At 53.1% G+C, this 24,440-nt stretch carries 17 protein-coding genes; 10 read left to right on the forward strand and 7 right to left on the reverse strand.

Annotated elements, in window-relative coordinates:
- Window positions 1-87: 87 nt before the first annotated feature.
- The 3 genes from KIH39_RS03180 to ettA are packed head-to-tail and all read right to left on the reverse strand — an operon-like array spanning window position 88 to window position 5,140.
- The gene (locus tag KIH39_RS03180) at window positions 88-2,727 is read right to left on the reverse strand and encodes an FtsX-like permease family protein (RefSeq protein WP_213497825.1); all 2,640 of its coding nucleotides are present in this window, start codon (window positions 2,725-2,727) and stop codon (window positions 88-90) included.
- Window positions 2,728-2,750: 23 nt separating this feature from the next.
- Window positions 2,751-3,446 carry an ABC transporter ATP-binding protein gene (locus KIH39_RS03185; RefSeq protein ID WP_246539503.1) on the reverse strand — a complete coding sequence of 232 codons (696 nt, stop codon included), beginning with the start codon at window positions 3,444-3,446 and terminating at the stop codon, window positions 2,751-2,753.
- A 29-nt stretch (window positions 3,447-3,475) separates the two neighbouring features.
- Entirely contained in the window at window positions 3,476-5,140 is a 1,665-nt protein-coding gene (ettA, locus tag KIH39_RS03190; protein WP_213497826.1) for an energy-dependent translational throttle protein EttA, read from the reverse strand.
- Between the two features lie 155 nt (window positions 5,141-5,295).
- On the opposite strand from ettA, the gene KIH39_RS03195 reads away from it, so the two are divergent.
- The 7 genes from KIH39_RS03195 to KIH39_RS03225 all read left to right on the forward strand — a co-directional run bounded on the left by KIH39_RS03195 (window position 5,296) and on the right by KIH39_RS03225 (window position 13,178).
- Window positions 5,296-6,564 (forward strand): hypothetical protein, encoded by a 1,269-nt coding sequence (locus tag KIH39_RS03195; protein ID WP_213497827.1) that lies wholly within the window; start codon window positions 5,296-5,298, stop codon window positions 6,562-6,564.
- Window positions 6,561-8,135 carry a hypothetical protein gene (locus tag KIH39_RS03200; RefSeq protein WP_213497828.1) on the forward strand — a complete coding sequence of 525 codons (1,575 nt, stop codon included), beginning with the start codon at window positions 6,561-6,563 and terminating at the stop codon, window positions 8,133-8,135. The genes KIH39_RS03195 and KIH39_RS03200 overlap by 4 nt, the downstream gene beginning before the upstream one ends.
- Window positions 8,132-9,103, forward strand: a complete 972-nt coding sequence (locus tag KIH39_RS03205) for an AAA family ATPase (protein WP_213497829.1) — start codon at window positions 8,132-8,134, stop codon at window positions 9,101-9,103. Before KIH39_RS03200 ends, KIH39_RS03205 begins: the two co-directional genes overlap by 4 nt.
- A 21-nt stretch (window positions 9,104-9,124) precedes the next feature.
- The gene (locus KIH39_RS03210) at window positions 9,125-11,035 is read left to right on the forward strand and encodes a DUF58 domain-containing protein (protein ID WP_213497830.1); all 1,911 of its coding nucleotides are present in this window, start codon (window positions 9,125-9,127) and stop codon (window positions 11,033-11,035) included.
- The gene (locus KIH39_RS03215; RefSeq protein ID WP_213497831.1) at window positions 11,032-11,853 is read left to right on the forward strand and encodes a hypothetical protein; all 822 of its coding nucleotides are present in this window, start codon (window positions 11,032-11,034) and stop codon (window positions 11,851-11,853) included. Before KIH39_RS03210 ends, KIH39_RS03215 begins: the two co-directional genes overlap by 4 nt.
- On the forward strand, window positions 11,850-12,086 hold the full coding sequence (locus KIH39_RS03220; protein ID WP_213497832.1) for a hypothetical protein: 237 nt from the start codon (window positions 11,850-11,852) through the stop codon (window positions 12,084-12,086). The genes KIH39_RS03215 and KIH39_RS03220 overlap by 4 nt, the downstream gene beginning before the upstream one ends.
- A gap of 408 nt (window positions 12,087-12,494) precedes the next feature.
- Complete coding sequence (locus tag KIH39_RS03225; RefSeq protein WP_213497833.1) at window positions 12,495-13,178, forward strand: HAD-IA family hydrolase; 684 nt, start codon at window positions 12,495-12,497, stop codon at window positions 13,176-13,178.
- Here the strand turns inward: KIH39_RS03225 and KIH39_RS03230 are convergent.
- Both KIH39_RS03230 and KIH39_RS03235 read right to left on the reverse strand, forming a co-directional pair.
- Window positions 13,149-14,693 (reverse strand): cryptochrome/photolyase family protein, encoded by a 1,545-nt coding sequence (locus tag KIH39_RS03230; RefSeq protein ID WP_213497834.1) that lies wholly within the window; start codon window positions 14,691-14,693, stop codon window positions 13,149-13,151. The two genes, KIH39_RS03225 and KIH39_RS03230, sit on opposite strands and share 30 nt — an antisense overlap.
- Before the next feature lie 64 nt (window positions 14,694-14,757).
- Window positions 14,758-16,326, reverse strand: coding sequence for a 2-isopropylmalate synthase (locus tag KIH39_RS03235; protein WP_213497835.1), 1,569 nt, complete (start codon window positions 16,324-16,326; stop codon window positions 14,758-14,760).
- A gap of 402 nt (window positions 16,327-16,728) precedes the next feature.
- Here KIH39_RS03235 and KIH39_RS03240 point away from each other — a divergent pair, with 402 nt between their 5' ends.
- Both KIH39_RS03240 and KIH39_RS03245 read left to right on the forward strand, forming a co-directional pair.
- A complete protein-coding gene (locus KIH39_RS03240; protein ID WP_213497836.1) occupies window positions 16,729-17,784 on the forward strand; it encodes a hypothetical protein in 1,056 nt (351 codons plus the stop codon).
- 61 nt (window positions 17,785-17,845) lie between these two features.
- Window positions 17,846-18,895, forward strand: a complete 1,050-nt coding sequence (locus KIH39_RS03245) for a hypothetical protein (RefSeq protein ID WP_213497837.1) — start codon at window positions 17,846-17,848, stop codon at window positions 18,893-18,895.
- Window positions 18,896-18,899: 4 nt separating this feature from the next.
- On the opposite strand, the gene KIH39_RS03250 is transcribed toward KIH39_RS03245, so the two are convergent.
- Window positions 18,900-21,515 carry a serine/threonine-protein kinase gene (locus KIH39_RS03250; RefSeq protein WP_213497838.1) on the reverse strand — a complete coding sequence of 872 codons (2,616 nt, stop codon included), beginning with the start codon at window positions 21,513-21,515 and terminating at the stop codon, window positions 18,900-18,902.
- Between the two features lie 679 nt (window positions 21,516-22,194).
- Between KIH39_RS03250 and KIH39_RS03255 the strand changes: the two genes are divergently transcribed.
- Window positions 22,195-23,085 carry a DUF481 domain-containing protein gene (locus KIH39_RS03255; RefSeq protein WP_213497839.1) on the forward strand — a complete coding sequence of 297 codons (891 nt, stop codon included), beginning with the start codon at window positions 22,195-22,197 and terminating at the stop codon, window positions 23,083-23,085.
- On the opposite strand, the gene KIH39_RS03260 is transcribed toward KIH39_RS03255, so the two are convergent.
- Window positions 23,082-24,377 (reverse strand): pyridoxal phosphate-dependent aminotransferase, encoded by a 1,296-nt coding sequence (locus tag KIH39_RS03260; RefSeq protein WP_246539505.1) that lies wholly within the window; start codon window positions 24,375-24,377, stop codon window positions 23,082-23,084. The two genes, KIH39_RS03255 and KIH39_RS03260, sit on opposite strands and share 4 nt — an antisense overlap.
- Window positions 24,378-24,440 lie beyond the last annotated feature (63 nt).

Here is a 24,440-nt window from a genome sequence, read left to right on the forward strand (position 1 = left end):
AGATTAGCTCAGGCGGGAGCGCGTCCCGAGCAAGTGGAGTGACAGAAGGCGATTGGATTTAATCGCCAGGCAATCAAAAATTTGCAATCACTCGTAAGCGATCGCATCGGTAATGCGCATCCTCATCGCCTGGATCGCTGGCAATAATCCGGCCAAGGTAGCCACGCCTAGCGAAACCACAGTGATGAAGATCAGTTTGGCCCAGGGGATGAGCATCGGGAAATAGAAGCCCGATTCCTCGAATACAATCACGCGCAACAGGAACCACTCCATGGGAAAACCGAGGGCATAGCCAAAGAGTGCCCCGAGAACACCCATGAAGAAAGCTTCTGCGAGAACCGTTTTCAAAATTTGGAAGCGCGAGGCCCCGACTGCACGTAAAAGTCCCAGTTCCCGTCGTCGCTGCAGTACGGAGATTAAGAGTGCGGTGATCACTCCCAGGGCCGCGACAGTACCGATGATGATCTGCTGCACGTAAGCGATGGTGTAAAGTTTCTCGATCACTTCGTAGAGATATGAGCGCAGAAAGGCCCGATCCTTGGTCAAGAGATCGAGCTTGCCCGCTTCCTTTTCCAGCTTGGCGAAAGCGGCCGCTTTATCGACGTCTTTCTTGAAGAAAATGTGGTAAATATCGACGTAATCTTCATCGAAGAGCTCTTTGAATTTCTGCCGGTCGATAAATATCGTCCCTTTATTCCACGTGTAATCCAGTCCGGTTCCCAGTACCTTCAGCGAAACCGGTCCGCGCGGCCCGGGTAGTTGGATTGTGTCGCCGGGATTGACGCCATGCTTCACGGAGAAATTCTCCGAGATGATGCAGTAGTTGCCATCGGCGAGTTTCTTGAACAATTCCAGGCCTTGGGGGCCGGGAATACGCGCTTGTATCCCGACCTGATAATGCGATGCATCAATAGCCAGACAGTAAACGATCGTGTTGTTGAATTCGGGACGATAGAAGTGAATGCCGACGACATAATCGATTTCCGGAACGGCCTCTTTCAACTGCGTGCCGATGGTCGATTCCATCGGCGTGGCGGAACTATTACTCGATGCCAGGTTGCCCCAGAAAATATACGCATCGGCCTGAATAACCTGGTTAATCCACTTCTTGACTGGTTCCTCGTTACTGCGGCCCACACCAGCGGTCTGAAACATCAGGCTCACTCCGGCGGCCAAAGCACCGACCACTATACCCGTTCGGCCCGGGCTCAGAGTCAGATTGTCGAGGGCCAGCCGTGCTTCGATACCCAGAACCAGTCGCAGGAAGGGCTGAATAATTTGAGCGAGTATTCGAACCAGCAGCGGTAAGGCTAGGAATAGCCCGACGAGAACCACCATCATACCGGCGAAGTTGCCCCAGCGGGAGGGCAGCGAGTGCCGGAAGAGGACCATGGCCACCCCCACTGTGACCAGGAAGATCACCATGCCCCAATGCAACGTTCGCCAGATGGGTGAAATGTGATTGGGTGATCGGCGAACGACCTCCGCCGGTTGATCGGATGCGGCCTGCCAGGTGGGAATCAATGCCGCAAGCAGCGAGGTCAGCATGCCGGCGACCAGAGCCAGAATCCAGATGGAGGCATCGATCCAGGCCACTTGAATTGTACCCGACAGAAAGAGAGAACTCAGTTCTTCGTGGAATAGATTTAACGCCGTTTCCGCAATGAAAATTCCTAGTGGAATCCCCAGCACGGCCCCCACGAATCCCAGGAGAGCGGCCTCCCGGGCGAACAGGCCCGCCAGTTGCATCCGGCTCGAACCGAGGGATCTCAAGATCCCGATATCGTGCCGCCGTTCCGCCACCGATACCGACAGGGCGTTGTAAACCAAAAAGAGCCCGACGATTAGGGCCCCGAGAGAGCAGACCGTGAAACTAGTTTGAATGCCGCCGACTACTTCTTCGGTCGATCTCTTCTGGACTTCCGGTGTTCGGACCTGAGCGCGATCGCCCAGGACTTTTTGAATTTCTTCCTGGACCTTCTGAAGTTCAGATTTCGACTTCAGGAAAATGTCAATTCGAGTCAGTCGATCTCCCTGGGGACTTAATATGCTCGCGGTACCCCCCATCAAAGCGATTACGGATAGCGGCGCGGAGCCTCGAAGTGTGGCCATCGCCTGATTGAGTTCCATCGCGATCAGATTGCGGGCAAAAGGAGCGGCGGGACTATCCGGATCGACATCCAGAATCGCGACGGGCATCAATTCGATCTTGCTGCTGGCGATGCGAATGACAAAAGGATCGCTCGGGGCAATGCCCATTTTTTGTCGTTCTTCATAAAGCCCACGACTGATCACAGCCGGGGTTCTTATTTTGAACAGCGACGGTGGTATCGGCGTCAGCTTGAATTTGAGTTGTTCGTTCCCTTGCCCGCTCTCGATTCCCTTGAGATCGATACCGATTAGGATGCCCGTGCGATCATTCATGCCGGGAAGATCCACCCGGTCGATGACGAACGGGACAATGCGTTCGATACCAGCAATATCGGCTTTTTTTAGTTCCTCCGCCAGTTCGGGAACCACGCCAATTTCCCCGTTGGTGATGTAGAGATCCGCTCCCGCGAGGGGCGTAGTCGTCTCGTAGATCACCGAAGCGAGGCAGTTGCTCAGCATCCGGGTGGAGACCAGTGTGGCCACTCCCAGAGCGATACTGGCAATTATTAATAACGTGCGTTCCCACCGCCGAGCCAGGTACGGAAGGGTCAGGGTGCGAAAAAGTTGCAGCATCATGCGCGAAAGGTGTCCTGTCGAATCTATGCTGGAACTCGAAACCGTTCTTCGTTGGCGACAGTTCCGTCCTGAATGTAAATCAAGCGATCGCCGTACTCAGCGGCCTTGCGCTCGTGCGTTACCATCACCACGGATCTTTTACCGGGCTCGGGCAGACTTCGTAAAAGTGTCATGATCTCTTTGCTGCTGGCGGAATCGAGATTTCCGGTTGGCTCATCGCAAAGAATCGCCGAGGGGTTGGTAACCAGCGCCCGGGCAATCGCCACGCGCTGCATTTCCCCACCGGACATTTCCTCGGGATAATGCGTCGCTCGATGGCTCATCCCGACCCGCTCCAATGACTTCTGCGCGAGATCGAGTGCGACTTTGCGATTGGTTCGACCGAGCAGGAGCGGCAGACTCACGTTGTCGATGCCTTTGAGCGTGGGCAAAAGATTAAAGAACTGAAACACGAAGCCGACCTTCGTCCGGCGGAGGACGGAGCGTTCTTTATCCGACATCGACCGCAGATCGCGATTCTCGAAAAAGGCCTGCCCCGTGGAAGGGGTGTCCAAAGTTCCCAGCAGGTGAAGCAACGTCGATTTGCCGGAACCGCTCGGGCCCATGATCGAAACGAATTCCCCGGCATCGACTGAGAGTGTAACTCCCCGAACGGCATTGACAGTCCGGCTGCCCTGCTGATAGGTCTTGGTGACATCCCGTAATTCCATGAAGGCCATAACGATCCTGTACGAGTGAATAAATTCGTTTAAGCCATCAGTTTCTTGTGGATCACCTTGGTGGGACGGTCGGCGGCCTCACCCAACCGAACGCGTCGCATTTCTTCGTAAGTCTTATAGTTCCCTTCACACCAATAGACACCGTCGCTCTCGAAGGCCAGTATGTGGGTGGAGATACGATCCAGGAACCAGCGATCGTGGCTGATAACCACCGCGCAGCCCCCGAAGTTTATCAAAGCCTCTTCCAGTGCTCGAAGCGTATCGACATCGAGGTCATTCGTCGGTTCGTCCAGTAGAAGTAGGTTGCCCCCGGAGCGCAATAGCTTTGCCAGGTGAACGCGGTTTCGTTCTCCCCCGGAGAGTTCGCCCACTTTCCGCTGCTGATCGGGTCCCTTGAAGTTAAATCGGGATAGATAGCCGCGGGAAGGAACTTTCTGTTTGCCGAGCATCATGAAATCGAGTCCGTTGGCCACTTCCTCGAAAACGGTTTTCTGGTCCGCCAGGTGATCGCGATGCTGATCGACGTAGGCCACTTCGACTTTATCGCCGATTCTCAGAGTGCCTTTATCGGGTTTTTCCTGTCCGACAATCATCCGGAACAGCGTGGTTTTCCCCGCGCCGTTGGGGCCGATCACTCCGACAATGCCCCCTTTAGGCAGGTCGAAACTCAGATTATCGAACAATACCCGATCGCCGAAGCCTTTGGTCAAGCCTTCGGCACGCACCACCAGATCGCCGAGCGGATTGCCCGGGGGAATCTGGATTTGCAGATCGTCTTCTCGTTCTTCGTACGCTTGGCTCGCTAATTTTTCATAAGAGGTCAATCGGGCCTTATTTTTTGCCAATCGGCCCTTGGGACTGGTCCGAACCCATTCCAATTCCCGGGCCAGAGCCTTCTGCCGGGCCGATTCGGTTTTCTCTTCCTTCTCCAGCCGGGCTTTTTTCTGCTCCATCCAGGAAGTGTAATTCCCTTTGAATGGATAGCCGGAGCCGCGATCCAGTTCGAGGATCCACTCGGCGACATTATCCAGAAAGTAGCGATCGTGCGTAACGCTGACGACCGTGCCGGGATATTCCTTCAGGTGTTTCTCGAGCCAGAATACCGATTCCGCATCCAAGTGGTTCGTGGGCTCGTCTAATAGTAACAGGTCCGGCTTTTGAAGCAGCATTTTACAAAGGGCAACCCGACGGCGTTCCCCACCGGAGAGTTTGTCGACGAGGGCATCCGAAGGAGGCAGACGCATGGCATCCATGGCGATTTCCAGCTGGCGGTCCAGTTCCCAGGCATTACAGGCATCGATTTTGTCCTGGAGCCGGCTCATTTCCTCCATCAGCTTGTCGAAATCGGCATTGGGATCACCCATCAGTTCGCCGATTTCTTCATGCCGCTTCAGCATTTTTCGCGTGGGAGCAACTGCTTCCTCAATATTTTCCAGGACAGTTTTGCCGTTGGTGAGTTTGGGTTCCTGGGGTACGTAACCGATGCTGATGCCTTCGTGGGCCCGGGCGGTTCCCATGAAGTCGGTGTCCTGCAAAGCCATGATTCGGAGCAGGGTGGATTTTCCGGCCCCGTTACTGCCAATGACGCCGATTTTGGCCCCGGGATAGAACGCCAGCCAGATATTTTTGAGGACTTCCTTGCGGTTATAAAGTTTGCTCAGGTTCTCGATCTGAAAAATATAATGCTCGGCCATGCCGTACTCTTTGTGTTGCGAATCGTGTTGAAGAGTAGCATTTTAGGGTTTAGCCGAAATTAGGGTAGCACTCTTTGTGCGGGTTTTATTGCTTGCTAGATTGTCCGGGTTAGGGGTAGTATGATCCTGACCGGAATAGTAAACGAGTCGCAAAAATGACAATCCGATCCTTGTGCCTATTGCTCGCGTTTTTGGCCATGGCCAATCCCGGTTTGGCACAAAAATACCGCCTGGAACCCATACTGGCAATTGATGATATGCCCGCGGTGCCCTCGCATGCACTACTCAATCGCGAATCGACAGTCACATTTGATGCGATTTCCTCCTTAAAAGATCGCGATATCTTCCAACGGCTACTCTCCGACCCGGATCTCCAGAAGAAGATACTCGATCTGCAAAAAGATCCTTCCAAGCTGGATGAAGTGCTCAATTCTCTTCCCCCCGAATTTCGCGATGTCAAAAAACTGACGGAAATGAAGGAAAAACTCGAGGGCAGATCGAATAGCCTGGGCGGAAAATCCACCGAGACGACTAGCTCTTCGCCGCTCAATAAACTTCTGGGCGGTTTCAACGGCCTTCTGAATAAATCTTCACGCAAATCGACCGAGGAACCCAAAATCGATGTCCCTCGCAAAAAGCCGGGCCTAACCAGCATCGATGATGCGATGATGCAACTTGACTTCAATCGACCAAATCCAAAGAAGGAATTTCTGGCATCGCTTCCGAGAAGGTCAGATTTCAAACCGAGCCCGAACCTCATGCGATGGTTTCAGGAGAATCTGGCCGGTCGACCGGAATGGAACGATTTCCTCAAGGATCTCAATCTGAAAATTTCGAAGAATGAATGGCAGCAGAGCGATTGGTACAAGAATTTTGAAGGAGAAGCAAAGGATCTGGCGGAATGGGCGGCCCGACAAAATTTTCGAGTGCCGCGAACGAACTTTCGTTCGGCCGGTCGTCTCAGCGGGAATTTCGAACTGCCGGGCTTTGTGGGAGGCATCGCGGGACAGGCTTCCACAGGTTCCAGTTGGATCATGCCGATCATTGTGATTGGCGGAGCAGGCTTAGCGATCTGGTTCCTGAAATCCGCAGTGAAAAAACCACCGGAAATTCCTGTCGAGAATAAGTTCAGCCGCTGGGATTTGAGCATTCAGGTCGATGAAGTCACCGATGCTGGAAAATTCGTAGCGGCTTACGACCGGTTGAGCCTTCGCTATTTGGGGGAAAAAGCTATCCACTGGAATCACCAGAAGGTCGAAAATGAAATCCGAGAGAGGGAACCCCAGCTGGCCGAGAATATCAACATGCTCACCGAACTCTATGAACGAGCTCGATACAGTAAGCTGGACGCTCCACTTTCAGAAACCGATTTAACCTCCGCCCGGCGTGCGATTCGCACGCTTTTGGAGGTTTCTGTCAAATGATATCGCGTCGATGGATGGGCTGGACAGTCAGTCTGTTGCTGTGGGCGAGTTCGACCTGTCTTTCTCAGAGCCCCACGCCAGCCGCGGAAAATAAACCGCTGGTTCTGGAAGCTCAGGGAACCGATTTGTTCAAATGGGTTCTGCATCAGAAGGGGCTTCGGCCCATACCCAATCGATTGACAATTCTCACTTCGGCTCCCAAGTCTGTCATAATCATGATGGGCGATGTGATGAACACTGGGGACATTCAGGAGATGCAGAAATTTGTCGCCCTGGGGGGATCGTTACTTTTTGTCAGCGATCACAACTGTGAAGAATTAGTACGGACCTTCGGACTGTTTATTACCGGTCGCGCGGTGCTTCCCGGACCGCAGGGATCATTTCCCGGACGCAACGTCCTCAACCCCGAAAATTTTCCGTTGGTGTCCCCGGTCGATCAAAGGCATTTAACTGCTGCCAGTGAATGTTTTTACGATCGGAATGGTGCCCCGCTTCGAAAAATAGTAACCACTATCCCCAGTTCCATTCGACGAGAATCCCGATCCGCTCCCGTTATGAACCAATTCACTGCTTCCGCCGATTTACTTAAGCAATTCGATGGTAAGCTTTACCCCCTGGCGGGATTTTATTCGGGGGCCAAATTTGGTGAAAAGCTGCTGCTGCCGGAGCAGAGAATCAGGTTGCTTTCGGACCCGAATTATTATCTCGAAGTCGATAAATTCCTTCCCAAAGAGGATTTTTTCGCATTCGGAGGCGAACTGGGATCCCGAGGCGGAAAAGCGATTTTTCTCTCCGATCAGGATGTTTTTTTCAATCAACTAATGGTTCGAAAAGACACGGATAATTATCAATTTGCCGAGCAACTCGTCGACTATTTGATCAACCTGGGCAGGTTCAAAAGAGAATATTGCTACTTCAGCGATAATACTTTCCCCGAGGATAACTTTGATTTACCTCTTCCGGAAATGCCTTTGCCGCCGTTGAACCAACTCGGCAACATGTTTTTGCAGGCGTCCGATCAGGTTGTCAGCTCCATGGAGGAAAAGGATTTCTTTAATACCTGGTTGAAGGAAAATATCGGTTTACCCAAAATCTACCGCGGCTGGTGGCTCTTCGCGATATTCGGGCTGTTCAGCTGGATTCTCTGGCGATTCTTCAGTGCCCGTTCTGCATCGGCTCGAGGCCGTCGTCAGGCCACTCGACTAATACCCTACAATTTGGATCATCCGGGTGAACAGCTTGAGATTCAGGAATATCGAGATAATTACTATTCTTCGGCCCGCAACGTAATTCGATCGTCTTTCGCCCGCATCGCGGAAACTCCGGATAGCACCGGCAGCCCCAGTCTGAGGCAACTCCGGAAGCATTTTGCCTGGTATCAGTTCGGTTCGAAGTTCACATTACGGCGTTTATGGCTTTTGGCTTATGAAGGACCTCAAAAAATCACCGCCCGGAAATTTCAGAAGGTCCTCGCGGATCTGAACCAACTGGAACGCCGTGCGATTTCCCGATCGATTGCGTCTTCCTCTGTCTTGCCTTCCCCTCGGACCCACGTACCACAAAAAGCATGAGTCTACCGGTAACAGAAACTTCCTTCGACCCCGTTCGATCCACTCAACAACTCTGCCTCCGTTCCATCGAGCAGATGAATAAGGTGGTCGTCGGCATGGACGATGTCATTCAGCAGATGCTGATCGCCATTCTCGCCGGCGGGCATGTTTTGCTCGAAGGAGTGCCGGGGGTGGCAAAAACCACTCTCTCCAAGTTGTTCGCCCGAATTCTTGGCTGCGAATACCAGCGAATTCAATTCACGCCGGACTTGCTGCCTTCCGACGTAACGGGCACTTCGATTTTCGACCGCCGGACGAATGACTTCGTTCTGCGGAAAGGTCCAATTTTCTGCCAGATCCTGCTGGCGGACGAAATCAACCGCGCTCCGGCGAAGACCCAGTCGGCATTGCTGGAGGCCATGCAGGAATATCAGGTGACGGTGGATGGCCAGACGCTGTCGCTGCCGCAACCCTTTTTTGTGCTCGCAACGCAAAACCCGGTGGAGCAGGAAGGGGTCTACCGGTTACCGGAAGCACAACTGGATCGCTTCCTGATAAAGATTCAGGTCGGCTATCCCGATCACCGTGCGGAAGTTCGCATGCTCCAGGTGCACAGCAAGGAGCTCGTCGAATTGCAGCAGCAAACCACTCCGGCGGAGTTGCTGCAAATCCGTTCGCGACTCGGGGAAGTGTTCGGCAAGCCGGAGTTGTTCGACTACATCGTTAAACTTTCTGAAGAGAGCCGAACGCATCCGGATCTGCTGCTGGGCGCGAGCCCTCGAGCTTCTCTGAATATACTGAAGTCCGCCCGCGCTCGAGCCTTGACCCAGGGGCGAAATTACTTCACGCACGAGGATGTTCAAGTCGTGACTCCTCTGGTGCTGGGCCACCGTCTCATTATCCGGCCGGAAGCAGAGTTGGAAGGTAAGCAGATTTCCGACATCGTGAAGGATTTGCTCGCTTCCGTTCCGGTGGTAACGAGCGTGTAGTTACTGTCTGCAGGGGTTTCCATGCTGACGACTCGAGGCTGGTGGCTGACAGTCCTGGCCTTACTCCAGGCGGCTATGGGATTCATTCTCAGTCAGCGCGGCGGAATGGCCTTGGCTGTCCTCGGGGTCACCATTCTTTGCTGGCTGTTAGTCGAGTGGATTCGCTTCCGTATCCATCTGTCCTATGTCGTTCCCCGATTGCAATTTCAACGGATCTTCCGTGCGGAAGGACGAGTCATCCGCTCGAGCTTTCCCAACCAGAAAATCACCGTATCCATTGCTTTCAAAAATCCCGCGCGGGTCAGCCTGCCGTTGTTTCAATTCCGAGACCTGGTGCCGGCGGGAGCTTTCGCCAGTCCGGAGGCTACGGGTAACTGGATCTCCTTGCCGCGCCGCGGGCAAACGGAAATCTCCTACACGATTCAGCCTCAATTGATCGGGCTACTCACTTTCCATGGCATCGGCCTGCGACTCTCCGACTTGCACGGACTTTTCAGCTATCGACTAGTGCTGCATGATCCGATCGAATTGCCCATTCTTCCGCTAGGGCTACGTCGCGTTCATCAACCTCGTTCGACCAAACGGCATAACGTACTGCCGGCATTGGGAACTCAGCGGTTTTTAAGGCCGGGCGGGGCGGGGGATCTGCTCGATTTGCGGGATTACCTGCCCGGCGACCCCCCCAAGATGATTGCCTGGAAGCAATCCGCCCGAAGAGACAAACTGATTACTCGGGAACTCGAGAGTGAGGTTCCGCTCCGCTGTACACTCTTTCTCGATGCCAGCCCGGAAATGATAGATTCCCCGGAAGCCTCCAGTGTGAAGCAAGTGCTGGTCGAGACGTCGGCGGCCATTCTCGAATCGCTGTTACGTAACCGGGATTACGTCGGCCTTTATACATTCGACGAAGCCTCCTCGCGAGGAATGAAGCCTTCGAGAAGTAGCCGACATCGAATCGAGATGCTGCAAAGACTTTCCGAAGTGGGACAGCCGGTGATAGCCAGTCACGATGTCGAGTGGATAACGCAGCAGACGCACGCAGTGGCTTCGGAAATCTACCCCAATCTGATGACCCCCCGGCGGAACAGCACACCCCTGACTCTAGCCTGGGAACCCGTTTTAGATTCAGCCGGGGCCTGGTTGATAATCCTGCTTCTCACGGCTCCTCTGCTCCTTCTCTGGCCGCGAATCCGGTTATTCCTCGATGATATTCTGGCGCTGACCCGGGGCAGATCGGATACCGATTTGTCACTGATGTTCGGATTGATTTCCGCCGGGATCGGCCTGTTCGCTTTCTTCGTTTTCGGTCTGCAGGGTTACTGGCCCTCGCGACGAAATCGGACACATCGCCGGAAACAACTGGCGGCCCTATTCACCGCATTCGACCGACGACCGGCTCGAGAGATCAGTTTCCTAAGAGAAAACGACGAAGAATTTACCTCTCGATGCCGGGATTTTCTGAGACATCACTCACTGGAATTTCTGGGGAATTCGACGCCACCGCCGCTGGAAGTTCCCAGCCCTGGCGAATTTAAAGTCGATCACCTCAACAACTCCCTAATCCAGTGCGTGACGAGAGCCCGGGATAACGAACTGTTCGTCATTCTCGGTAACTTTGCCGAAAGTCAAGCAGCCTGGCCCCGATTGCTGCGGGCCATTCGGCTGATACGGGCCCGTCATCACGAAGTGGTATTCATCTGTCAACGCTTCCGCCTTGAAAAAAACCTCCCCGAACCCAGAGATCAACGGCTCTCTGCATTACAGAAGGATCTCCGGAAAGAGCTGATGCGGCTCTACGACGAGCAACTGTTGCAATTTCAAACCCGTGTCCGGCGTTTGGGGGTTCAACTGCTGTGGGCCGACGATGACGACACGGTCGCACGAATCGTTCAGAAGATGTCCGATCTGCGCGCGGCGAGGATACGTCGATGAACGAACAAAAATTCAGAAATCCCCTGCACCTGCTCAGTCAGACCATGGCAGAACCCGGGCCGCGGAATTATCTTTTTTTGACCAGCGCGTGCCTGCTCTTGAACTTCTTTTTGATGTCATCGCAGGGAGCCGAACTGATTGGTCTGTTTGCTCTTTTGTTCGCTATTCCGGGGATTCTGGCAAGTTGGAGCAGTTCGCTTTACCTCTATGTAATTATCATCGGCTATCACCTGTTCGATCCGGGTCTGAGGATCGCCGCGCAGAATTTTAATTCCCGGTCCTTCGGGCTTCCCGGCATGCCCCGGCTGGAACGAATACTGCTAGCCCTGGGAACGCTCGGATATGTCATGGGGCAGTTGAAACTGTTGGGATTCTGGCGCTTCCTGTTACCTCCGCGATTTCGAAATCGCGGAGAAGCCATCGAACTGACCGAAGGGCCTATCGTCCGCAAGGCAGAGGATTGTCCCCCAACTGAAACGGGTGATTCGATCTTTCAGGTCCTGATCTGCGGCGTCTTGGCGGTGGTTCTATGTAACGCCCTCTACAACAGCGGACTCTGGTTGAATGAGAAGCGGTTTATAACGCTGGAAGCCAACCTGGCCAGTCTGGCCTTATTCGTCGGTCTTATCGCGGCGATCCTGCTGGTCCTCTATTTGTTGTTTCTGATAATGGATCGCCGCAAGACGACACAAGACGAGGCTTACCTGACGCTCGCTGATGAATTCTGGAAGAGCAGTCGACGCGAACAGCAGCGAATGGACCGCTGGATCAAATGGTATAAGCGAAAGCAGATGCGAAAAGGAGAGAACCTTCCATGATCAATTCGAGAGAAATTGCGGGCTGGATTTTGGTCGGACTAGGGATCGCGATTTTTGGTTTCGCGTTCGTAATGCTGTTGACCAGCCGTTGGATTGTGGAATCGGGGCCGATCATCTTTAGCGGTTTTATCGTCTTTCGCGGCGGCATCCATCTTTTGAAAGTCGCGCTGGCAGCTCGGATCTGCCAGCCCATCGAAGCGGTAAAAACCATGCCGTCTCGAAAGCGGTTATGAACTCCTAGAGAAGGGCGATTGCGATTAACAGAATCCCAATCGCGTTCATCGCAAATTCAAATAGTCCCAGATAAACGGCCAGACGAGCATGGCTCAGCCCCTCGGCCATTCCCGACTTGAATATCCTTCGGATTCCCACCCATCCTGTGATAACCGCGAATGTTCCTGAAACAACGCCTATAAATGGAATGAGCCCGATAAGTGCAAAAACAAAGGACCAGCGAGCCCAAAAATTAGTTTGGGGGAGAAACGGCCTGGGTTCGTAACAGTCGAACCGCTTTTGATCGGCGCGTTTGAGTGGCGTAGTTGACCAGCCGAGCATGTGAGGTCCCTCAAGGTGTAGTTCACAAGAATAGCCGATCTTCCAAGCTTGAGGCGTCTTGCCCACTGATTTTGAAGGAATTACAAGTGATTCGAGCCGTTTGGTTTGATGCAGTAGGTACTATCCTTTATCCCGAACCGCCTGTGACCCAGATCTATCAGCAAGTGGCCAGCCAATATGGAGTTCATTTTCCGGAAATTCAAATCCGCGAGCGATTGAAAGAGGTTTACTCCCGTCAGGAGACGGTCGATCGCTCCCGCGACTGGTCCACTTCGGAGGATCGGGAATTGGAACGATGGCACGAAGTGGTTGTCGAGACCTTCCGGGAATCTCCCCAGCGCGAGCAGATCTTTCAGGAGCTTTATCACTGGTTTGCGCAACCGACGGCCTGGCGACTCTTCGAAGATTTTCTGCCGACATTGGATAGGCTGTTGAAGCGGAATTTGCCCGTCGGTCTAGCTTCGAATTTCGACAAACGGCTACGCACCATCGTGAATGAGATGCCCGAATTGAGTAATTTTCGAACTCAGCTGCTCATTAGTTCCGAAATGGGTTGTCGGAAGCCGGGGAAACAATTTTTTCAACGAGTGATCGAACATTCGGGTTGTTCGGCTCCTGAAATTCTGTTCGTGGGCGATGATCGGGTGAACGATTTTCAGGCCGCCAAGGCTTGTGGGATGAGAAGCCTACTCGTTGAACGCGCTCCCAAAAGCTCCCATGAGAAAGGTACGATTTCCTCTCTAATTGACGTGCAGAGATTCCTGGATTGATCGCGCTTTCTTCCGGAGGGCTTGAAGTTCCGATCCGGGAATTCGCTGCAGATTTTTCAGCTGCATCGCCATCCGCATATTGCCTTTCAGCAATGGCAAATTCCGATCGAGAAAATCCCAATAGAGGGTGGTAAATGGGCAGGCCTCCTCGCCGGTTGACTCGGTCGGTTTGTAACGGCAGCCCTGGCAGTAGTTGCTCATGCGATTGATGTAGGCTCCCGAGGCCGCATAGGGCTTTGAGGCCATAACGCCGCCGTCGGCAAATTGGGACATCCCGATGACGTTGGGAACCTCGACCCATTCCACGGCATCCACATAAACGGCCAGATACCATTCGTGGATGGCCTTGGGTTGAACTCCCAACAAAAGGGAGAAGAGCCCGGTAATCATTAACCGCTGAATGTGGTGGGCGTAGCCGTAGTCGAGAGTTTGCTGGATCGTCTCGCGAAGGCAGTGCATATCGGTATTTGCCGTCCAGAAAAAAGCGGGAAGGGGTTGTTGAGCGTTGAGTGCATTCCTCTCCAGGTAATCGGGCATGAATTTCCAGTAAATGCCGCGAACATATTCGCGCCAGCCGAGGATCTGACGGATGAACCCCTCAGCCGCCGGGAGGGGAACTCGCCCGAGATGATAAGCTTTCTCGGCCGCGCGAATCACTTCCATCGGATTTAATAACTTCAAGTTTAACGCGGCGGAAATTCGCGAATGATACAGCCAGGTTTGGCTGGTCCACATGGCATCCTGATAATCGCCGAAGTGCGGCAGTCGATGCTCGATGAAGTCTTTCAGTGCGGCTCGCGCTTGTTCGGTAGTCACCGGCCAGTCGAAATTTTTTGTGGAACCGGGGTTGTCCGAAAGCCATTTTTCAACGGTCTGAATGACCTGGCGAGTATTGGCGTCCGGCTCAAAGGCGACCGGCACTGGCAACAATCCCGGGCCTTTTTTCCCGAAGCTTTTGCGGTTCTCCGAATCGAAGTTCCAGGCGCCTCCCAGCGGTTCGGAGCCCTCCATCAGGATTCCCGTTTTCTTTCGCAATTCCCTATAGAAGAATTCCAGTCGGAGTTGTTTGCGATCCCGGCAGTGCTCCTCGAATTCCTGATTCGAACTGATGAAGTGATTGTCCGGAACCAGTTGCAGCGGGATTCGATGACCCCGGGCGGTTTCCTCAAGAGATTTTTTGACTCGAAAATCGCCGGGTTCGGTAAGGCGAATCGCTCCCGGAGTTCGGCTTTTGATAGACTTTTCGAGTTCCGCCGACAGTGAACCGGCGTTTGAAACATCGTCCAACTGCGTATAGAGGACTTTGCGGCCCAGGGATTTCTGCTGGTCGCGAAAGTGCCGCATGGCCGAGAGGAAATAAGTCGAGCGAGCTTTATGAGACCAGACGTGGCGCGACTCATCGCGGACTTCCGCCATCCAAATTGCATCCTGCTTCGGATGGAAACCGTCCAGAGCGGGCGATTGATCGGATAACTGGTCCCCCAAGACCACGATAAGATTCCGAAGTTTGGACATGCCCGCCTCTTGGAGTTTCAAGTCTGACCGATTAATAGGTTCGGTCAGATCTCAAAAGCCAAGATCAGGCAATATGCGATTCCGTCGGTTTCAAACGGGGATTGACCTGTCGGGACGCAATCCGATTCAGGATCTGCAAATAAGCCAGGGCGCTGGCTTCCACAATATCCGTACTGACCGCCCGCCCGGACAACTTTTTACCTTCGTAAGAAACCTCCACAGTCGCTTCGCCCAACGCATCGCCGCCCATGGTCAGACTGCGAACTCGATAATCGAGGAATTCCACTTCGATCTTGGTGATGCGGTCTATGGCCGTGAAAACGGCATCGACCGGGCCGTCACCGCAAGCCGCTTCCCGAACTATTTCGCCATCGGAGTGCCAGAGGGCTATGGCCGCTGAGGGGAGGGTGCCGGTGCCTGCATTGCAGGTAAATGCTTCCAGGGTCCAGACGGTGTGATGTCCGGTATGCAGCAGGTTTTCGCACAACGCTTCGATATCGGCATCGTAAATCGTTTTCTTGCGGTCGGCCAGGATTTTGAAAGCATCGAACACTTTTTGAAGCTGGGTATCATCCAGGTGATAGCCCAGTTCCTGAATGCGATCTTTCAGAGCATGACGGCCGCTGTGCTTGCCGAGCACCAGTTCGGTTTTCGAAATGCCGACATCTTCCGGCCGCATGATCTCGTAGGTGGAGCGTTCTTTCAGCATGCCGTCCTGATGGATGCCGGCTTCGTGCGCGAACGCGTTCTGGCCGACAATGGCTTTGTTTCGCTGCACCATCATGCCGGTAGTGGTCGTCAGCTTACGGCTGGTCGGGAAAAGCAACCGAGTGTTGATGCCCGTTTGCAGATTGAAGAAGTCCTTGCGGGTCTGCAAAGCCATCACGACTTCTTCGAGAGCGCAGTTACCCGCTCGTTCACCGATGCCGTTGATGGTGCATTCGACTTGTCGGGCACCTTCCATGAGGGCGGCCAGGCTATTTGCCACGGCCAGCCCCAGATCGTTATGGCAGTGGACCGACAGAATGGCTTTTTCGATGCCGCGCACATTTTTCTTTAAATAGCGCATGATGTCGGCGTAGTGCGACGGAACCGAGTAGCCGACGGTATCCGGTATGTTCAGGGTAGTAGCCCCGCATTCCAAAGCTCTTTCGCAAACCTCGGCCAGGAATTCCAACTCGGTACGGGAGGCGTCTTCAGGTGAGAATTCAATATCCTCGCAATACTCGCGCGCCATTTTGACGCTTTCGATGGTTCGCTTGACGATCTCCTCGCGGCTCATGCGAAGTTTGAATTCGCGATGGATGGCACTGGTGGCCAGAAAAAGGTGGATACGCGGTTTTTCGGCGTCTTTGATGGCCGCGGCTGCTTTTTCGATATCTGCTTTATTGCATCGGGCCAACCCGGCGATGATCGGGCCGCGCACTTCGCGAGCGATTGCCTGTACCGATTCGAAATCCCCTGGGGAAGCAATGGGAAAACCCGCCTCGATAACGTCCACGCCCAATTCCTGAAGCGCGTGGGCCATCTCCAGCTTTTCCGACAGGTTCATGCTGCAACCGGGGGATTGCTCCCCATCGCGCAGGGTGGTGTCGAAAATCAAGACCCGGTTGGGATCGGTCGGGGGGACCATTGGGAACTCCGTTCGAACGAAAAAGCCAACAAAAAAACCCTGGAACTTCTGGTTCCAGGGTTCGTTATCCTTCGGATGACGTCAGCCGCTACCTGGAACCACAACTTATGCGGGGTGCAAGAATTAGAATCGGTAGCAGCAGCTTAATGACCATGCATTCAAATTTAAAGCAATTCGGCACAATTTTCCAGAGGAATTTTCGAGTTTCCCCTTCTTCGGCCGCGACCGCGAATCTCGGAAGGGTGACCGTGGGCGAGAATTCTGCCAGCTAATTCACGCTTTATGAATTTTGGCAGAAGTTATTTCATACACTCCCAATACGATTTCTCATTTCTTTTTGCTTGAATTTCCAGGCTACACGGTAAAGATGATGGAGAGAATTCCACTCCACAGAGGAACATCATGAAACGGCTCCTTCTCCTGGCCTCGCTCTTAGCAGGCCTTCTCGCTTCGCCGGTCGCGGCCGGCGGTCTAAACGATAGTCTCAAAAAGGGTACACCTGAATTCAAGTCAGTTGGTCCTTTGGCTTTCGGGCCGGACGGCATCCTGTTCGTGGCCGATCCAGAAGCGGCCAGCATTTTCGCGCTGGATACCTCCGATACGAAGCCGGCTGGTAAGGAAGACATCAAGATCGAAGGTTTTGACGGCAAAGTGGCCGCAATGCTGGGCACCAAACCGGACGGCGTCAGCGTCAAGTCGATGAAAGTCAATCCCGCCAGCGGAAATGTCTACGTCTCCGTGATGCGCGGCAAATCGCCGATTCTTCTGAAGGTCGAACGTTCGGGTAAAATCAGCGAACTAATGCTTAAAGACATTCCCTTCGCCTCAGTCAGTCTGAAAAATGCCACCGAGAAGAAGCGTCAGGAATCGATTACGGGAATTTCTTTTGTAAATGGTCGCGTTATTGTCGCCGGGCTTTCGAACGAAGAGTTTTCCTCGAATCTGCGGATGCTCGTTTTCCCATTCGATAAGGCCGATCAGGGAACCGCGGTCGAAATTTACCATGGTGCTCACGGCCGCTATGAAACGGCTTCCCCGATCCGAACCTTCATGGCCATGGATATCGGCGGCAAAACGCACGTTCTGGCCGCTTACACCTGCACGCCCCTCGTGAAATTTCCCCTGGAAGATCTGCAAAATGGTAAAAAGCTTCGGGGCACCACCGTGGCGGAACTGGGTAATCGTAATGTGCCGCTGAACATGATTTCCTACAAAAAAGAGGGCAAAGAGTACGTTCTGATCGCTAATTCCGCGCGTGGAGTGATGAAGGTATCCACCGATGGAATTGATACTACTGAAAGCATCAGCGCACGAGTCGAATCGACGGCCGGGCTGAAGTATGAAACGATTCCCAATCTGAAGGGAGTTCTGACTCTCGATAAGTTGGACGATTCGCACGCCGTGATTCTGTCGAAAAGCGATAAGGGTCTGAATCTCGTTTCAATCGATCTTCCCTAAGCAAAATCCCTCGGGCGATTCTTCTCAAACGAAGAATCGCCTCCTTCGCTGAGTTATCCTTATGACTGCACTTTGTACCTGTCTTTTCGCATTAATTTCCCTGTCTGACCCGCAAATTACAATTTCAAATAGTAAGATCGCGGTCACCAGCGAAAATAGCTATTCGCTCGATTTGAAGAAATCTATAATCACTGTGGTAGCCACCCGCCCAGAGGAAGAAATTGCCATCCTGGGGAGTTGGCAGAAAACCGGCTCCGGTTACGAATTCAATCCGCGCTTTCCCTTCGAAACGGCCACCGATTACCGAGTTCGTCTGATATCGGAATCGGCAGAGACCAAGCTGGAAAAAGTGGTCTCGCTTCCGAAACTGAAAACGCAGCCCGCCAAAGTCACGCATGTGTATCCGTCGGCCGACAATCTGCCGGAAAACCTGCTGCGGTTTTACATTCATTTCGATCAGCCGATGAAAGTGGGGGATGCGTACCCGAATTTGAAGCTGCTCGACTCTGCGGGCAAAGCTCTGGATCGTCCCTTTCTGGAACTCGACGAGGAACTCTGGTCACCCGATGGTAAGCGTTTCACACTTTTGCTCGACCCGGGACGAGTGAAGCGGGAATTGAAGCCTCACGAAGAAATGGGGCCCGTTCTGGAGGATGGCAAAACCTATACCCTTGTGATCGGACGGCAGTGGAAGACTCAGGCGGGCGATTTCCTGAAGGAAGAGTTTCGAAAGAAATTCTCCACGCTTCCCCGAATTGAAGATCGGCTCGATGAAAAAAAGTGGAAAGTTGTGACCCCAAATGCCGCCACCAAGGAACCCGTTTCGCTTGGCTTCGATCATTCTCTCGATCACGGCATGCTGGAGCGAGTAATTCAAGTGGTGGATTCTCAGGGTCGGGAGGTGGCTGGCGAGATTCAAATTGCCGATCGGGAAAAACGTTGGAGTCTAATTCCAAAAAGCTCCTGGGCAGCAGGCGAGTATCAAATTCTAGTTCGAGATGTTCTTGAGGATTCCTGCGGCAATAGTCTCGCGGCCGGATTCGAGATACGCCTTTCGGAAAAACGACGAAATCGCGGGCAAATCATTAAATTGAACTTCACAGTGAAGTAAAAGCTCACTTCTTAACCGTGCTCGCCGGAGTCGGAGGTGGGGTGGCTCCCACCGGGCCCCCGTTAGCCATTTTGGAAAGTTCGCTGGTCGTGGGATAATACAGGAAGTCCTTGTTGCTCAGCGACTTCTGTTCGACCAGTTCGTTTACCGGCTTCGAATGAATCAAATTGAGGTTGGGGTCCGGTTTCCTCAAACCGTGAATCGCATTGAATTCCCCGCTCAGGTTGGCGAATTTAGGAACCGCTTTGCCTTTAAAATTGAATACAGCTTGCACATCCGTGAAGAAGTTCTGGTTGATTTCGAGCTTGGTATCTTTGGCAATATCGGGTTTGGAGTATTCTTCGACCTGATCGAAGGCAAACGCTGAATTGCTCAACTTGCAGAAAGTATTGTTCTCGAATTTCGTCCGACTGATTGGATTGGCCCATGCAGAGAAGGTCACCCCTCGTTCGAGGCCCATAACCCGGTTGTTAATAAACTGGCAGTCCCGCTGGTTGCACTGAATCAAAAGGGCTTGTTCGTAGCCTTCGGACTGGTGCGACGAGCCATCCGAGGAAATTCCCTCGAATCGACAATCTCGAATCTGTAAAAAGCGGACGTCATTCGCTTCCGAGGATAGAGGAGCCCAAGCGATCGCCGACTTGCAATCGGGGACTCGAATGGGGCCGACAGCCCCTTTTTTCGCAGGCGATTCTTCGTGAGATTTACCGGGGAAGCGGCAATCCCGGATACGGATCGGTGATTCCGGTTCGCCGCGAGTTCCCGAGCACAAAATGGCTGCGGATTTCGAGCCGCGGAATTCGATCCCTTCCAGGGTCAAACCGGGATTGAATCCGGTAATTTTTATTACGTTATCCCATTGGTTGGGATCGGCTTCGATAATCAGATTTCTGATCGTCAGACCCGAACAGTTGTTCAGGCTAATCATGCCTCCGGCTGTCCCCAACTGGCTCTTGCTGCGCCAGATGACCGGTCGGCCGACTTCCGCCTCTATTGTCAGATTCTTGACCGGACGATTGATGGTAATGATCTCTTCCCAGATCTGATCGTAGAGGACAATGCGATCGCCCTCTTTGGCGGCCTCAATGGCCGCTTTCAGGGTAGGGTAGGAATAGGGCCGGCGCGACTTAGTAACTTCAAGGCGGCTCGAGGTATTAACGTCCGGCAAAACCGTAGATTTGCTTTGCATCAGGACGAATAAAACCACGCCGCCAATTCCGAGTAGCCCTAGCACTCCCAGCAACACATAGAGCAGTGGGAAACCGCTCCGTTCGATCTCCGAAGGTTGTTCGTAGAACGGATTGCTGAGCGGACGATTTTTCGGACCGGCCGATTCGTTGGTATCCTTATCGGCCAGATTCATCGTCTCTGGAGAAGGGGAATTTTGCCGTTTGGAATCGGGACCGGCAGTGAGTGTATTCGCGACCGGAGGAGCTTCGGCAATGATTTTTGCCGTTTCCAAAGTACGCGGATTGCTCTGTGAAGCGTTTTGAATCCGACGACTTTTTAGTACCGAACTCGGTGCACCCAGGGAAATTCGGGCCGCCATCGAAAGCTGCGGCATTTCCTTTTCGGGAGGCGGAGCAATCGGCTCCGTTGTAAACTCCTGAAGATCGTCGACGATATCGAGAGGAATCTGGTATCGTTTGGTTCGGTCCTTCACCATCATTTTGCGAACGATGGCGGCAATTTTCGGTGGTAGATCGGTCCGGAGGGACTCGACCGGATCGGGATCGCGATTCTGATGCCAAAGAAGCTTCTGAGCTACCGTACCTTCCGCGAACGGCGGACGACCGGTGAGCATGAAATACATGGTAGCGCCGAGGCTGTAAATGTCGGCGCGCGTATCGACCGTATGGCTGTCCACCGCCTGTTCCGGCGCCAGGTAATCGGCCGTGCCCAGAACCATCTCCTCGAATTTACGGGTGATCGCATCTTCCTCGTCGTTGAAGAACCGAGCGAGACCCATATCGAGAATTTTGACAGTGCCCTGGCGATCGATCAGGATGTTCCCCGGTTTAATATCCCGGTGAACGATTCCCTGTTCCATGGCATATTGCAAGCCTTTAGCCGAGTCCGAGATGTAATGGCAGACCCGCCGGATGTCCATCGGGCCGCCTTTTTTCACAATCTCGTGAAGGCTGCTGCCATCGACGTAGTCCATGACCAGAAAGTGCAGTTGCTCGTCCTGGTCGATATCGTAGGCACGGACAATATTGGGATGATTCAGAGCGGCCGCGGCACGAGCTTCCCGGGTAAACCGTTCCAGAGAGGCAGGATCCTCTCCTTTGGCGGCGGGCAATACCTTGACCGCGACACGGGTTTTCATCTTCATATGTTCGCACAAGAAGACCTGACCCATGCCTCCCGAACCCAGGCGTTCCAATATCCGATACTTGCCGATGTGGAAACGGCGCCACTTGCCCTGCAGGATTTGCTCGGCCTGGAAATACGTGAGAAGTCCATCGCGAACGAACAGCCCGGCGACCTGAGTCGGTTCCGGGGAGAGACCGCCGCTGGAGCGCAAGGAGGTCAAATAAGTTTGTAAGCGGGCGTTATCGGTTACACCACTGCGTGTGACCAGCTCGATGAATTCGTCAATGGTCGACGGACCGGCCATGCTATGATAAGCTCCAGAGTAGGACTCGGACGGCGTAATGGGCTTCAGTTCCGAATCCAAAAAACTCCGCTCAGCAGAATTGAGACGGATGACTTATATCGAACCTCGCAACCTATTGAACATTGTAATTTGAGCATAGGTTAAAAATAGTGTTTGTCGAATCTCAATTCTAGGCAAAGCCAGGGAACATGGGCAAGCGGCGAAATTTAGAGAGATCCATTCGATTAATTCGAGCTGAATCTTCCGATGCGCCGGGCCTTCTGGTAATTCAGGAAAAAAACAAATCTCAGTTCTATGTTTTTAGGGAAATTCCCTGTGAAATTGGGGGCCGCGGATTCGCGATGCACCGTCTCGGTTTGGGTAATTTATATCATTTGCGAATGGGTGAACCCACGGAAACTTCCTGTGAATGTCTCGGTTATCTCCGACATGGGCAGTGCAAACATCTTCAGGGAATGAGAGCACTCCTTACTCAGAAAAAGATCTGAGTGAGGCCAACTCACTAACAGAGATTTTCGTTCAGAACCGATCTTTGAGATTTCCCAATTTCCGGACTCCAACCTCTCGACCCAAAATTGGCAATCGCTGGCTCCCCTTGATTTTTCAAATCGTTAAGGTATTCACCGACAAATAAATTGGTTAAATTTTTGCTCAAAAATCATTTGAGGGTAGAGTTTCGATGCGGTTGATCTCCAAACAAATTCTGCTGGGCTTCTGTCTGTGTTTGTCCAGCTCTCCCATTTTCGCGGATGGACCCGCCTTGAATCCGCCTGCCAGTTCAAGTGCGGCCCCGATCCTTCCCGTTTCCGCCACGGGAAATCCCCCGGCCACCTTCGTAGACAACCCGATCTTCATGAAAGATCTTAAGACCGCAGCGCCTGCCCCGGCGTCCGCGATTGTGGAACCCAAAGTCTGGTCCGGCAGCTTTGAAGCCGGCATCAATGGCAGTTCGGGGAATACCGATGTTCTGAACGTCCGTATTGCCGGGAATCTCAGGCGTGAAACCGACGAAAACATTTTCACGAGCGATCTGGTTTATGGGACGGCCCGACAGAATGGGATTTTAAATCAGGATAAAGCACTCTATAACGCTCGCGATGAAATTCTCTTTGGACCGGATAACCCCTGGGCTCTATTCACCGCACTTCAGGTCGAGTACGATCAGTTTCGAGACTATGAATTCCGCGTCGGTCTGTTCGGCGGGGTCTCTTATACGTTCTTGAAAGATGATAACATTCTCTTCAAGGGGCGTATCGGTCTGGGGGAAACGGATGAAATCGGCAAAACCGGAGTGCCTTCCAAATGGGTGACTGAGGCCCTTTTCGGCTGGGACTTCGATTATAAGTTCACCGATCGGCAAAAGTTCACATCTTCGATCGATGTCTATCCCAGCCTCACCAATTTCGGACAATATCGCGTGCGAGCCAAGGCAGCGTATGAAGTGTTGATCGATCCTTCGACCGGGGCGACCTTGAAAGTTGGTATTCAGGATCGGTACGACACCGATCCCGGATTTAATTACAAACGAAATGACCTCGACTACTTCACGGCGATCATGTTCAAGTTTTAAGCTTTGTACTTGGGATGAGTTTCCAGATATTTCTTCACCCGGTCCTCCCGGGTGATCGCCACTTTCAGAAATTCCACGGCTTCCAGCAACTTTTCGTCCGGTTCCGCGCAGCTAAAGCGCAAGAAGCCCTGGCCGGCAGTGCCGAAACACTCACCCCCCAAGCAGGCCACTCCCTTTTTGTCATCCGCCCCTTCGAGCAAATACATCGCCAGACCGTGCGATTTGATTTTCAAGCGTTCGCAAATCTTTGCCACGTTCGGGAAGACATAGAAGGTGCCCTCCGGCATCAGCACTTCCAGTCCTTCCACCGTTCGCAAGGCATTAACCAGTTTCTGGACTTTCAATTTGAAGAGCTGCATCACCGAATCCCGCTCGGCCGTATCGTGCAATAGAGCATTCATGGCGGCGGTTTGATTTATGGGCGGCACACAGGAAAGAGAAGTGTTGATCATTTTGCCGATCATATCCACGATCGGTTTACTCGAGATGGCGTAACCGACACGCCAGCCACTCATGGAGTAAGACTTGCTGAATGTGTAAGCCCCGACGCATTGTTCCATCATCCCGGGCTGTGCCAGGATGGAATTGTGCGACCCTTCCCAGATCATATGACAATAGGGCTCATCGCTGAATAAAGCGATATCTCGGCCGCGCACCAGGTCCGCGATTCCTTTGAGATCTTCGAGTGTTGCGACGCCGCCCGTCGGATTGTGGGGAAAATTGAAGAAGATCGCTTTGGGCTTCTTGGCCGTTTTGATGAACTTTTCGACGTCGTTCAAATCGGGTCGAAAGGCGTTGCTCTGTTTCAAGGGCACATGATAGGGGACGCCGCCGCGCCGGGCGATATTGGGCTCGAAAGTGGGGAACTGCGGACTGAACAGGAGGACGTCATCGCCCGGTTCCACGAATAACTCGCAGAAGAATTGTTCGAAAACCTTCGCCCCAGGCCCAACAACCACATTTTCCACCGTGGCCGGGATATGAAATTCTTTTTTAACGGTTTCGGCGATAACTTCTCGGAATGCGGGGAGGCCAAGCGAGGGGCAGTAGCGGGTCAACCCATCGTCGATCGCTTTTTTCCCGGCCGCCAAAGCGCTTTTCGTCGTGGGGAACGGGCTGTCGCCGATTTGCAATTCGATTACATCTTTCCCGGCGGCTTTGAGTTGTTTGGCTACGGCGAGTACGTCGAAGGCTGTCTCTGTGTTAAGACCCTTGGCAAAAGCGCTGGTGCGCAAAGAACTACTCATGAGATGTTGGGGTGCAGGGAAGCAGGCCGGCGCGGGCATTGCCATCCAGCCATCCAGGAACCCGGCTCCTTGGATATCGCGAATTAAAAAATCATTCTAGTAGCTTAC

Source organism: Telmatocola sphagniphila, assembly GCF_018398935.1.
Classification (GTDB): Bacteria; Planctomycetota; Planctomycetia; order Gemmatales; family Gemmataceae; genus Telmatocola; species Telmatocola sphagniphila.

What these genes read in the sequence shown, in the direction of transcription:
- KIH39_RS03180 (WP_213497825.1), bottom strand. Translation starts at nt 2,727, where the DNA reads ATGATGCTGCAACTTTTTCGCACCCTGACCCTTCCGTACCTGGCTCGG.
- KIH39_RS03185 (WP_246539503.1), bottom strand. Translation starts at nt 3,446, where the DNA reads ATGGCCTTCATGGAATTACGGGATGTCACCAAGACCTATCAGCAGGGC.
- ettA (WP_213497826.1), bottom strand. Translation starts at nt 5,140, where the DNA reads ATGGCCGAGCATTATATTTTTCAGATCGAGAACCTGAGCAAACTTTAT.
- KIH39_RS03195 (WP_213497827.1), top strand. Translation starts at nt 5,296, where the DNA reads ATGACAATCCGATCCTTGTGCCTATTGCTCGCGTTTTTGGCCATGGCC.
- KIH39_RS03200 (WP_213497828.1), top strand. Translation starts at nt 6,561, where the DNA reads ATGATATCGCGTCGATGGATGGGCTGGACAGTCAGTCTGTTGCTGTGG.
- KIH39_RS03205 (WP_213497829.1), top strand. Translation starts at nt 8,132, where the DNA reads ATGAGTCTACCGGTAACAGAAACTTCCTTCGACCCCGTTCGATCCACT.
- KIH39_RS03210 (WP_213497830.1), top strand. Translation starts at nt 9,125, where the DNA reads ATGCTGACGACTCGAGGCTGGTGGCTGACAGTCCTGGCCTTACTCCAG.
- KIH39_RS03215 (WP_213497831.1), top strand. Translation starts at nt 11,032, where the DNA reads ATGAACGAACAAAAATTCAGAAATCCCCTGCACCTGCTCAGTCAGACC.
- KIH39_RS03220 (WP_213497832.1), top strand. Translation starts at nt 11,850, where the DNA reads ATGATCAATTCGAGAGAAATTGCGGGCTGGATTTTGGTCGGACTAGGG.
- KIH39_RS03230 (WP_213497834.1), bottom strand. Translation starts at nt 14,693, where the DNA reads ATGTCCAAACTTCGGAATCTTATCGTGGTCTTGGGGGACCAGTTATCC.
- KIH39_RS03235 (WP_213497835.1), bottom strand. Translation starts at nt 16,326, where the DNA reads ATGGTCCCCCCGACCGATCCCAACCGGGTCTTGATTTTCGACACCACC.
- KIH39_RS03240 (WP_213497836.1), top strand. Translation starts at nt 16,729, where the DNA reads ATGAAACGGCTCCTTCTCCTGGCCTCGCTCTTAGCAGGCCTTCTCGCT.
- KIH39_RS03245 (WP_213497837.1), top strand. Translation starts at nt 17,846, where the DNA reads ATGACTGCACTTTGTACCTGTCTTTTCGCATTAATTTCCCTGTCTGAC.
- KIH39_RS03250 (WP_213497838.1), bottom strand. Translation starts at nt 21,515, where the DNA reads ATGGCCGGTCCGTCGACCATTGACGAATTCATCGAGCTGGTCACACGC.
- KIH39_RS03255 (WP_213497839.1), top strand. Translation starts at nt 22,195, where the DNA reads ATGCGGTTGATCTCCAAACAAATTCTGCTGGGCTTCTGTCTGTGTTTG.
- KIH39_RS03260 (WP_246539505.1), bottom strand. Translation starts at nt 24,377, where the DNA reads ATGGCAATGCCCGCGCCGGCCTGCTTCCCTGCACCCCAACATCTCATG.